This window comes from Accumulibacter sp. (assembly GCF_036625275.1).
GTDB lineage: Bacteria > Pseudomonadota > Gammaproteobacteria > Burkholderiales > Rhodocyclaceae > Accumulibacter.
The window spans coordinates 1-10649 of record NZ_JAZKUD010000114.1; the positions used below are offsets into that span (position 1 = coordinate 1).

Annotated in this window: 7 protein-coding genes; 2 read left to right on the forward strand and 5 right to left on the reverse strand. The window is 62.4% G+C overall.

What is annotated here, in order from left to right:
• On the forward strand, positions 1–221 hold a 221-nt coding region (frdD, locus tag V5B39_RS20135; protein WP_332344622.1), incomplete at its 5' end, for a fumarate reductase subunit FrdD.
• A gap of 199 nt (positions 222–420) precedes the next feature.
• Positions 421–2670, forward strand: a complete 2250-nt coding sequence (gene gstA, locus V5B39_RS20140; protein WP_332344623.1) for a glutathione transferase GstA — start codon at positions 421–423, stop codon at positions 2668–2670.
• A 132-nt stretch (positions 2671–2802) separates the two neighbouring features.
• Here the strand turns inward: gstA and ppk2 are convergent, their stop codons facing one another.
• The 5 genes from ppk2 to V5B39_RS20165 all read right to left on the reverse strand — a co-directional run.
• Positions 2803–3579, reverse strand: coding sequence for a polyphosphate kinase 2 (gene ppk2, locus V5B39_RS20145; RefSeq protein WP_332344628.1), 777 nt, complete (start codon positions 3577–3579; stop codon positions 2803–2805).
• A gap of 185 nt (positions 3580–3764) precedes the next feature.
• Positions 3765–5201, reverse strand: coding sequence for an efflux transporter outer membrane subunit (locus V5B39_RS20150; protein ID WP_332344624.1), 1437 nt, complete (start codon positions 5199–5201; stop codon positions 3765–3767).
• Positions 5194–8391 (reverse strand): efflux RND transporter permease subunit, encoded by a 3198-nt coding sequence (locus tag V5B39_RS20155; RefSeq protein ID WP_332344625.1) that lies wholly within the window; start codon positions 8389–8391, stop codon positions 5194–5196. The genes V5B39_RS20150 and V5B39_RS20155 overlap by 8 nt, the downstream gene beginning before the upstream one ends.
• Before the next feature lie 6 nt (positions 8392–8397).
• Complete coding sequence (locus tag V5B39_RS20160) at positions 8398–9555, reverse strand: efflux RND transporter periplasmic adaptor subunit (protein ID WP_332344626.1); 1158 nt, start codon at positions 9553–9555, stop codon at positions 8398–8400.
• Between the two features lie 141 nt (positions 9556–9696).
• Positions 9697–10649: AraC family transcriptional regulator (locus V5B39_RS20165; RefSeq protein WP_332344627.1), on the reverse strand; the 953-nt coding region annotated here is incomplete at its 5' end.

Here is a 10649-nt window from a genome sequence, read left to right on the forward strand (position 1 = left end):
TGAGCTACCCGCGCATGCTGGCCTTCGCCCAGAACTTCATTGGCAAGGGGTTCATCTTTGCGATCATTGCCCTTTTCCTTTGGCACGCCGCGCACCGTATCTTTCACAGCCTGCACGACATCGGCATACACGCCGGTACCGGTGCCAAGCTGATCTGTTACGGTTCAGCCATGCTGGGAACGCTGGTCGCCGCCTACGCCTTGTTGGCGATCGGCTTTTAGGCGATCAACACCGCCGTGACCTGATGCAATGGCCAGTCCGCCGCATCACTCGGCGTGCTGGTCTGTTGCCGTTGCAGATCCGAGGCTATCCCAAACCAAACCACGAGTGCGGTATGCTTGTGGGTTCGAGTCCGGCGCGTGCTGATCCAACGGATCTCGCGCGCATCCGGTGGCAACGGGCTGGCAACAAGGAGAAACGATGGCCAAGCAGATAGTGGTTTGCATGGATGGCACCTGGAACGACCCCATTGAGCAAACCAATGTGTACCGGTTGTTCGAGATGCTGCCCGGCGAGGAGCGGCAAGTCGAGGAAGACGGACCGATCCGCTCCCATCTCGTCAAGAGCGGCGAGCAACTCGCCGCCTTTTATCTCGAGAGCATCGGCAACGGTGGCCGGACCCAGGGACTACTCGGCGGTACGCAGGGAATCGGTTTGCACGACAGCATGATCGACGCCTATCTGTTGATTTCTCAGGTGTATCAGCGGGGCGACAAGATATGGCTTTTCGGTTTCTCGCGCGGCGCCTGGGCCGCCCGCAGTCTGGGGGCCTTCATTGCTTACTCAGGCCTGATCCCGGCGGTGGATGCCGACAACGACGGTGCGGCCGACGAAGCTGAAAAGATCTGGCTTGGCTATAAGGAAGGTCGTGGCAAGAAACGCGGCGATCGCTTCTGGAAGTATCACGACGAAACCCCCATTCGCATGATCGGCGTCTGGGATACCGTCGGCAAGTTGGGCGTGCCGCTATTCAGCGGCCTGCGCCTCGTCGACCGGGACGAACTTCGCTTCCTGGCTTTCAGCAACCGCGAACTCAGTCCGCGCGCCGAGCACGGTCGCCAGGCCCTGGCCATTGACGAGGAACGCGCCGACTTTCCACCGACGCTATGGGAGGAGCGCGAAGGTGTCACGCAGGTCTGGTTCGCGGGCGCGCACGCGGATGTCGGGGGCGGCTACGAAAGCCATGGCCTCTCCGACCTTGCGCTCGAGTGGATGATGCAGGAGGTCAACGATCTTGATGCCGGTCTGCGGCTCTTGCCCAGTCAACTCAGCCAGGCGCTGGCGCCAGACGGCCTGGAGGACAGGCACGACGAAACCCGTGGACCGGTTTGGCGGACGCGCCCGAACGGTAACCGCAAGATCCCCGATAATGCCGAACTCCATCCCAGTGTTCTGGAGCGGCTGCGGCAGCGGGCCGATTACCGGCCGAAGGCCCTCGAAGATGTTGCGGCTTGCGCCGATTTCTACCGGGAGGACGAGCCGCGTCCCGAAGAGCAGTTGCAGCAGGAGCGGGAAGCACTGCCATTCCGCAAGCTGCCGGTGGATGGTTCGACGCGCTTCCCGGCTTATGCCCACAAATGGTGGAACGCCTCCGGCGTGGAAGTCGACGTGGGCGAACGATATCGCATCGAGGCCAGCGGCGCGTGGATCGACAAAGTAACCCCCGCGGGTGCTGACGGCTATGAATCAAAGGCGTGGCTCAGTCACCTCGCGGAAGGTAGCCGGCGTCTGGAAGAGCGCCCATGGTTTTCACTGGTCGCGGCCATCCACTCCCGTCCTGACCTCGAGGCCAACAACCCGGACTCGGAGAATCTGCTCACCGGGTTGATCGAAAGCACTGTGCACGGCGTGGCGCGCATCGACGACGAAAGCAGCCTCATCGCCACTCCGAGCGGCTGTGAAATCGAGATCATCGAACCGGGCTTTCTGTACTTTTTTGCCAACGACTCGTCGTTTGCCTATGGCGATAACAGCGGCTTTCTGACCGTCGAGGTGACCCGGCTCCCGTGGCTGGCCGAACTCGACCAGAAGCCAGCGCCAACACCTCAATCAGTCCCTGGCAGCCTGGAGCTGAAACTTTACTTCAGTCCCGGAACCAGCTCGCTGGCGCCACACATCGCCCTGCACGAGGCTGGTCTCGACTTCGACCTTATCCGCGTCGACATCCGCGAGCGAAGGCTGGCCGACGGCAGCGACTTTGACGCCATCAACCCCAAGGGCTACGTACCGGTGCTCGAACTTGACGATGGCGTTTATCTGACTGAAGTCCTGGCCATCGTGCAATACATCGCCGACCGCATCCCGGAGAGTGGCCTGGCACCACGGCCCTACACGCTCGAGCGTTACCAGTTGCAGGAGTGGCTCGGTTTCATCAGTTCCGAACTGCACAAGGCCTTCGTCCCCCTGTTCAAACCGGACACGCCGGCGGAGTACAAGCGTTGTGTCAGGGAAAACCTCGCCGCGCGGCTGGACTATGTCGCCGCTCGTCTGGAGGGCAGGAACTATTTGCTGGGTGACCAATTCACCGTCGCCGACAGCTACCTGTTTACCGTCCTCGGCTGGGGCAGCGCGGTAGAGATCGACATTGGCCGTTGGCCGACGCTGCTCGCTTTCCAGGAGCGCGTCAGCCAACGCCAAAGTGTTCGCGATGCCTTGAAGGCAGAAGAGTGACCAGTCACCAGTCAGCGCCCGGCCTTCCTCCTCGCTCGACAAGCCTAGTTTCGAGAAGGTGTGTCAGAGCCCGCGGGCGTCTCCGGCGACGCCCGTCCCGGACTGTCGATCAAAATGTAACGGCTGATCGGCTCAATAGACTTCCGGCACGTACCTGACGGGCAAGCTGGCGGGTTCCTGGTAGTCGCCGGGCTTGCCCCGCTTGGGCAGGACTATCTTCGGCGCCTTGGGGACCTCGTAGGGGATGCTGCTGAGGATGTGCTTGATGATATTCAGGCGTACGCGCTTCTTGTCGTCGGAACGCGCTGCGAACCAGGGTGCCCACTCGGTATGCGTCGCACTCAACATGTCGTCGCGGGCGCGCGAGTAGTCGTACCAGCGGCTGTACGACTTGAGGTCCATTGGCGAGAGCTTCCATTGCTTGCGCGGATCGGTGATGCGCGCTTCGAGTCGGCGCGTCTGCTCGTCCATGTCCACTTCCAGCCAGTACTTGAGCAGGATGATGTTGTTGAGCCCCGAAACCATCAACTTTTCGAACAGTGGTGCCCCCTTGAGGAAAGCCGCCACCTGCTCATCGGTGGCGAAACCCATGACGCGTTCGACACCGGCGCGGTTATACCAGCTCCGGTCGAAGATCACGACCTCGCCGGCTGCCGGCAGGTGCGGCAGGTAGCGCTGCACGTACATCTGACTCTTCTCGCGCTCGGTCGGTGCGGGCAGTGCGACGACGCGGAAAACGCGTGGACTGACGCGGCCGGTGATGGCCTTGATCGTACCGCCCTTGCCGGCGCCGTCACGGCCTTCGAAGACGATCACCACCTTGAGGCCCTTCTCGATCACCCAGGTTTGGAGATGCACCAGCTCGGCTTCGAGCTTCTCGAGTTCCTTCAGGTAGGCGCGGTTGGACATCTTTTTCGCCGGTGCTGCCGGGGCCTCGCTGTCGGTCTGCTCCACCGGCAGATCGGGGTTTACCACCTCCCTGACTTTGGCTTTCTTCCCCTGCTTGTCTTTCTTGCCTTTCTTGCTCATCGACTTCTCCTCTGGATACGCATTGATGGACTGCTCTTGTGGACGCCTGCCTTGCGGCAGCTGGGTTATTGCGCGACGCCGGGGTCCGTCCGGGCCACCGCGTCGGTCACCTTCTCGGCTTCGTTCACCCAGCCGCCCCCCATTGCCAGGTAAAGATTGATCATTGCCTGGAATTCGACCTGCTGCGTCTGTGTGTACTGCAGTTGAACATTGAACAGGCTGCGCTCAGCGTCGAGCACTTCGATGTAGCTGGTGTAGCCATTGTCGTAGCGCAGGCGCGCGGTAGCCGAGTACTGCTGCAGTGCCTCGACCTGGCGCTTCTGCACCTTGAGTTGTTCGCGCGTCCGGTCCTGGCTGATGAGCGAGTCGTTGACTTCGCGGAAGGCCTCCTGGATCGCCTTCTGGTAAGCAAACAGCGCCTGCTGCTGCGACGCTTCGGCAGCCTGCACCTGTCCGGCAATCGCGCCAGCGGTGAAGATCGGCATGCTGATCGGCGAGCCGTAACTCCACACCTTGTTCTGGCTGTTGAACAGATTGCTCAGGCTGGTGCTGGAGTAGCCGAAGAAGCCGGTCAGCGAGATCGCCGGGAAGTAGGCTGCTTTGGCAGCGCCAATCTGCGCGTTGGCAGCGATCAGGTTCTGTTCGGCGCGCCGGATGTCGGGCCTGCGTTCAAGCAGATCCGACGGCAGGCCGGCCGGGATTGTTGGCAGGGCCAGCTGATCGATCGTCTTGCCACGCAGTATCGGGCCCGGGTTGCGGCCGAGCAGGACGCTCAGCCCATTCTCCTGTTGGGCGATGGCTTTTTCCAGTGGCGGGATCGTGGCCAGGGCTTCCTCGTACTGCGACCGGTTCTGGCTCAGTTCGAGCACCGAAATGATGCCGCCCTCAAAGCGGAGCTTGAACAGCTCATACGACTCGCCGCGACTCTTCGCCGTCTCCCTGGCAATCTCGAGCTGACGATCGAGGTTGCGCAGGTTGATGTAGGCGCCTGCGACACTGCCAACAAGCGAGAGGATGACGCCTCGCCGGCCTTCCTCGCTGGCCAGGAGTTGGGCGCGCGCCGCCTCGGTCTGGCGGCGGATACGGCCCCAGATGTCGATCTCCCAACTGGCGTTCAACACCGCGTTGTAGCTGTTGTAGGTCTGCCCACCACCGGCGCCGATCACGACCGCGCTGACGTCTCTCTGCCGCCTGGCTTCATAGCCGGCGCCGACCTGCGGAAAGAGGCCGGAACGAACGAATCCGTAGTTGCCGGCGAATTCCTCGACGCGCGCGGCGGCGATCATCAGATCCTTGTTTTCACGCAGCGCAGTCGTCACCAGATCGTTGAGCACCGGGTCATCCAGCTGCTCCCACCAGGCGGTGTTGGCGAGATCGCGGGCGTCCTGTTCGCTGAGCCGCCAGCCCGCTGGCGTGTCGACCGGCGGCCGGACGTAGTCGGGTCCGACCATGCAACCGCTGGCCAGCAGCGCCAGCAAGGTGACGAGCAATGGCTTACGCATGGCGATCATCCTCCTTTCCCGCCGGCGTCTCGAGCTTGCCGGCATCCCCCTCGCCAGACTCCTTATGGCGCACCCCAGTGGCTTGCTTGTTACTCATCTTCTCAATGACGTAAAAAGTCACCGGAATGATGAAAATCGCGATGCATGTGGCGGCCAGCATGCCGCCGATCACCGCCCCGCCCATGACCTGGCGCGACAGTGCGCCGGCGCCGCTGGCGATGGCCAGCGGCACGCAGCCGAGGATGAAGGCGAAGGAAGTCATCAGGATCGGCCGCAGGCGTAATTGCGCGCCCTTGAGCGTCGCCTCGATCAGCGAAAGCTCGCCCTTCTCGTGCTCCATCTTGGCGAACTCGACGATCAGGATGGCATTCTTGGCCGCCAGGCCGATCAGCATTACCAGACCGATCTGCGCATAAACGTTGAACTCCTGGCCGCGCAACAGCAGCGCGATGAAGGCGCCGGCGACGGCTATCGGGGTGCCCAGCAGCACCGAGAACGGGAGCGACCAGCTCTCGTACTGTGCCGCCAGGATCAGGAAGACGCAGAGCAGCGAGAAGCCGAAGATGACTGCCGGCGAAACACCCTGCTGCGCCTTCTGCTCCTGGAACGACATGCCCATGTACTCGTAGCCCATTTCGTTCGGCATCGTTTCGGCGAATACCGCTTCGAGGGCGCGCATCACCTGGGCCGAACTGAAGCCAGGCGCCGCCGACGCATTGATCTGCGCGCTGCGGTAGAGGTTGTAGCGCATCGTGAATTCCGGGCCGGCGACGTTGCGCACGGACGTCAGCGCCGACAGCGGCACCGCTTCGCCCTTGTTGTTGCGCACGTAGAACTGTCCGACGTTGTCGATGTTGGTCCGATAATCGCCCTCGGCCTGGACGTAGACCTGCCACTGGCGTCCGAAGCGGTTGAAGTAGTTGATGAAGCCGCTGCCGAGGAAGCTCTGCAGTGTCTTGTAAACGTCGCTCAAGGCGACTCCCTGCTTCAGCACCTTGTCCTGGTCCACTTCGAGGAACAACTGCGGCACGTTTGGCCGGAAGGTCGTCGAAACGCTGGCGAGTTCGGGGCGCTTTTTCGCGGCTTCGATAAACTTTGTGGTGTTTTCAGCGAGGAAGGCGACTTCCTTGCCGGCACGATCCTGGAGAATGAAGGTCGCACCACCAGAGGTGCCGACCCCCTGGATGGCCGGCGGCGGAAAGGCAAATGCAATGGCGCTGCTGATGCCGCCGAGCTTCTTCGTCAACTCGGCCTTGATCGCCGTGTATTGCTCCTCGGGCTTCTTGCGCTCTGCCCAGTTCTCGAGCGTGATGAAGAAGAAGGCGCTGGAGGTGCTCGTCACCTGGCTCAACAAACTGTAACCGACGATGGTGGTCACGTACTTGACCCCCGGGGTGGACATGATCAGTTCTTCGGCTTGCCGAGCAACCTCCGACGTGCGTTGCAGCGATGACGCATCGGGAAGCTGGACCGCTGCAAAGACGTAACCCTGGTCTTCATCGGGCAGGAATCCCGAGGGTACGACTTTGCCGAAGAACCCGATGCTCACGGCAACGGCCGCCAGGAAGACGAAACTGATCAGGCTCCGGCGAATGGCGATCCGGCAGATGCCGACGTAACCGCCGGTCACCTTGGCAAACATCCTGTTGAAGCCGTTGTAGAACTTCTGCAGCGGTCCGCTGCCCTTGACCTTCGGCTTGAGCAGCATGGCGCACAGCGCCGGGCTCAGAGTCAGCGCGTTGAAGGCCGAGATGATCACCGAGATGGCGATGGTCACCGCGAACTGCTGGTAGAGCTGGCCGGTAATCCCCGGAATGAAGGCGGTCGGCACGAAAACGGCGGCCAGGATGACGGCGATGGCGATCACCGGGCCGGTGACCTCCTCCATGGCCCTGAGTGTCGCGTCCTTTGGCGTCATGCCATGCTCGATGTGGTGCTCGACTGCTTCGACGACGACGATGGCGTCGTCTACGACCAGGCCGATCGCCAGGACCAGGCCGAACAGCGACAGCGTATTGATCGAGAAGCCGAACAGCGGGAACAGCATGAACGTGCCGACCAGCGACACGGGCACCGCCAGCAAAGGAATCAGAGTGGCCCGCCAGCCCTGCAGGAAGATGAAGACGACGATGATCACCAGCACCAGCGCCTCGATCAGCGTGTGCTGGATTTCCTTGATCCCTTCGGTGACCGACAGCGTGGTGTCGAGGGCGACGACATAATCGAGGTCGGGCGGGAAGCTCTGCTTGAGCTTCTCCATCAACTTTTTGGCGCCGTCTGCTGCATCGAGGGCATTGGCGCCCGGCATTAGGTAGAGGGCGACGATGGCGGCGGGTTTGCCGTTGAGCCGTCCCTGCAGGCTATAGGTCTGGGCGCCGAGCTCGATACGGGCAACATCGCTGACGCGCACGATCGAGCCGTCGGTGTTGGCACGCAGCACGATCTTGCCGAAATCCTCGACATTCTCCAGCCGTCCCTGAGCACGTACGGCGTAGGTGAACTCCTGGCCTGGCGGTACCGGCTCGGCACCGATCGTTCCCGCCGGATTGACGGTGTTCTGGGCGTTGACCGCGTTGATGATCTCCGGGATCGTGATGTTGAGCTTGGCCAACTGGTCGGGCCTGACCCACAGCCGCATCGCGTACTGGCCAGCGCCAAACACCGTGATGCTGGCGATGCCCTTGACCCGCGTCATCTGGTCGTTGATGTTGATGTATGCGTAGTTGGCAAGGAAGACATTGTCGTAGGTGCCGTTCGGCGAGTAGAGCCCGAACATGAGCAGCGGCGACGAGGTCGCTTTGGCCGTGGTGATGCCGTAGTTGCGCACGTCTGCGGGCAGTTGCGATTCGGCCTGGCCCTGGCGCATCTGGGCGAGCAACTGGTCGGTATTGGCGTTGGTGCCGAGGGCGAAGTTGACGTTAAGGGTCATCTCGCCGTTGTTGGCGTTGATCGAGTACATGTAGTCCATGTTGTCGACGCCGGACATCTGCTGCTCGATCGGCGTGGCCACCGCTTTTTCGACGGTCAGTGCGTCGGCGCCGGTGTAGGTGGTCTTGACAGTGATCTGTGGCGGCACGATGTCCGGGAACTGGGCGGTCGGCAGCCCCGACATGGCGACCAGGCCGACGATGGTCATCAGGATCGAGATGACCATGGCCACGATCGGCCGGTTGATGAAGAATTTCGACATGGCGGCTTACTCCTTGCCAGCCGGGGCGGGTGCGGCGGTTTTCTCGGCGGGCGCTCCGGCCGCGAAGGGCTTAGGATTCACGGTCGCGCCCGGACGCACCTTCTGGGTACCCTCGGCGATCACCTGCTCGCTCGGCTGCAGTCCCTTGCTGACGATCCATTCCGTGCCGACCCGTTCGCCGACCGTCACCGGGCGGATATCGACCTTGTTGTCGGCCCCGACGACCGCCACCAGGTACTTGCCCTGGATTTCGGTGACCGCCCGTTGCGGCACCAGCAGCGCGCCCTTGTCGACCGACATGGTCGCCCGTACCCTGCCGTACTGGCCCGGCCGCAGCAGATTGTCGGGATTGGGGAACAGGGCAGCCACCTTGAACGTGCCGGTCGACACATCGACCTGCCGGTTGAGGACAGCAACCTTGCCCGGGTGCGGATAGAGCGAGCCGTCAACCAGGAACAGTTCCAACGGAAGCCGCTCCGGCTTGCTGCCGGCGGCAAGCGCCGCGCTGGCGACCTTGAGATATTCGCGTTCGCTGATATTGAAATAGACCTTGATCGGATCGACGGTCGACACGGTGGTCAGCTCGGTCGACATGCTCGGGCTCAGCAGGTCGCCGATCTGCGCTTTGGCGATGCCGGCAATGCCACTGACCGGCGAGGTAATCTTCGTGAAGCCGAGGTTGAGTTTCGCCGTCCGCAGGGAGGCCTCGGCGGCCTCGAGCTGTGCCTTGGCTGAAAGATGGGACCCGGTGGCGTCGTCCAGGTCCTTCTGGCTGACCGCATTGACAGCCGCAAGCGGCTTGATGCGGTCGAGGTTGGCCTTGGTCGTCTCGAAACGCGCGGCCTGCTGAGCACGCAGACCCTTGGCCTCATCTACGGCGGCCTCGAAAGTGCGCGGGTCGATCTCGAACAGCGGCTGCCCCTGTTTCACCAGGTCGCCTTCGCGATAGTTCTGCCTGATCAGGTAGCCGGTAACCTGTGGGCGGATGACGGCATTCACGTTGCCGTCGAGCGAGCCGATCCACTCCATGTAGATCGGCACATCCTTCTGGGCAACGCTTACGACCTCGACAGTCGGCGTCGGGGGCGGGGGGACAGACTTGTCGCCGCACGCCGCGAGAGAAAAGATGGAAATCAGGGTCGTGGAAATCAGGATTGGTTTCATGTCATTTTCGTCCGACGCTATGCGATAGCCGACGATACTAACGTATCCGGTACGCGGGGACCATACATAAATGGACAGCCTGCGTTTCGTTACACCCCCGGAACGTGCCAGGTCGAGACGTGCGGCTTACACCAGGATGCGCTACTTGGCGCAGCCCGCTCGCCATCGGGATGGGGTGGTGCCGCTCCAGCGCCGGAATGCCCGTGCGAAGGCGCTGGCATCCGCGTATTCGAGCATCACCGCGATTCTCTGGATGTCCGCATCCGTGTTCTCGAGCATCTGGCGGGCAATCTCGAAGCGCCCCTCATCCACAAGCGACTGGAAGCTGGTACCGCAGGCACTCAGCCGGCGGCTCAAGGTGCGGCGGTGCAACGAAAAGAATGCGGCAACCTGGCCCGCGTTTGCCTGACCGGCGATGAGCGCGGTTCTCAGTACGGCCAGCACCTGTTCCCGGAAGTCGCCGCGATGCGCCAACTCGAGCGCATCCATCTGTTCCTGCGCCCGGCGGCGCAACTCGGCATCCGCGGCCGCCAGTGGACGCTGCAGCCAGTCAGCCGGGAAGACGACCCCGTCATGCTCGGCATCGAAGCGCAGGGGCGCCCGAAAGAACTGCTGGAAGGGCCGCACATCATCCGGCCGGCGGTGGGCAAACAGGACCTCGACGGGTTTCCAGTCCGGGCCGCACAGGGCGCGCAGAATATTGAACATTGCTGCGACCGCCCCATCCCCAGTCTGGTCGGTCGCGTCGACCAGAGTCTCATAAATGCTGTAGCTCAGCATCGCCATGCGGTCGTTCTCCGCAAGGGTCGTCACTGCACCTTGGACGTGATGATGCAGATAGCGCACAAGGCTGCGCAGCGCACTTCCCACGTCCGCCGAGTGTTGCACCAGCAGGCCCAACAGCCCGAGCGAGTGCAGGCCAGCCTGCTGACCGATCAGGAGCCCGAAGTGACGGCACCCGGTTCTGTCCACGCAAAGCTGGATGAGTTGGCTCCTTTGTGCGAATGAAATCCGGTTGTCCGGCTCGTCGAACAGTTCCGGTGGCACGCCCGCCTCGGCCAGCACCTCCGCCGGATTTGCGCCAAGATTTCGCA

Coding starts and splice junctions, on each gene's coding strand:
- V5B39_RS20150 (WP_332344624.1), bottom strand. CDS start 5,201: ATGCGTAAGCCATTGCTCGTCACCTTGCTGGCGCTGCTGGCCAGCGGT.
- V5B39_RS20155 (WP_332344625.1), bottom strand. CDS start 8,391: ATGTCGAAATTCTTCATCAACCGGCCGATCGTGGCCATGGTCATCTCG.
- gstA (WP_332344623.1), top strand. CDS start 421: ATGGCCAAGCAGATAGTGGTTTGCATGGATGGCACCTGGAACGACCCC.
- V5B39_RS20160 (WP_332344626.1), bottom strand. CDS start 9,555: ATGAAACCAATCCTGATTTCCACGACCCTGATTTCCATCTTTTCTCTC.
- ppk2 (WP_332344628.1), bottom strand. CDS start 3,579: ATGTCCAACCGCGCCTACCTGAAGGAACTCGAGAAGCTCGAAGCCGAG.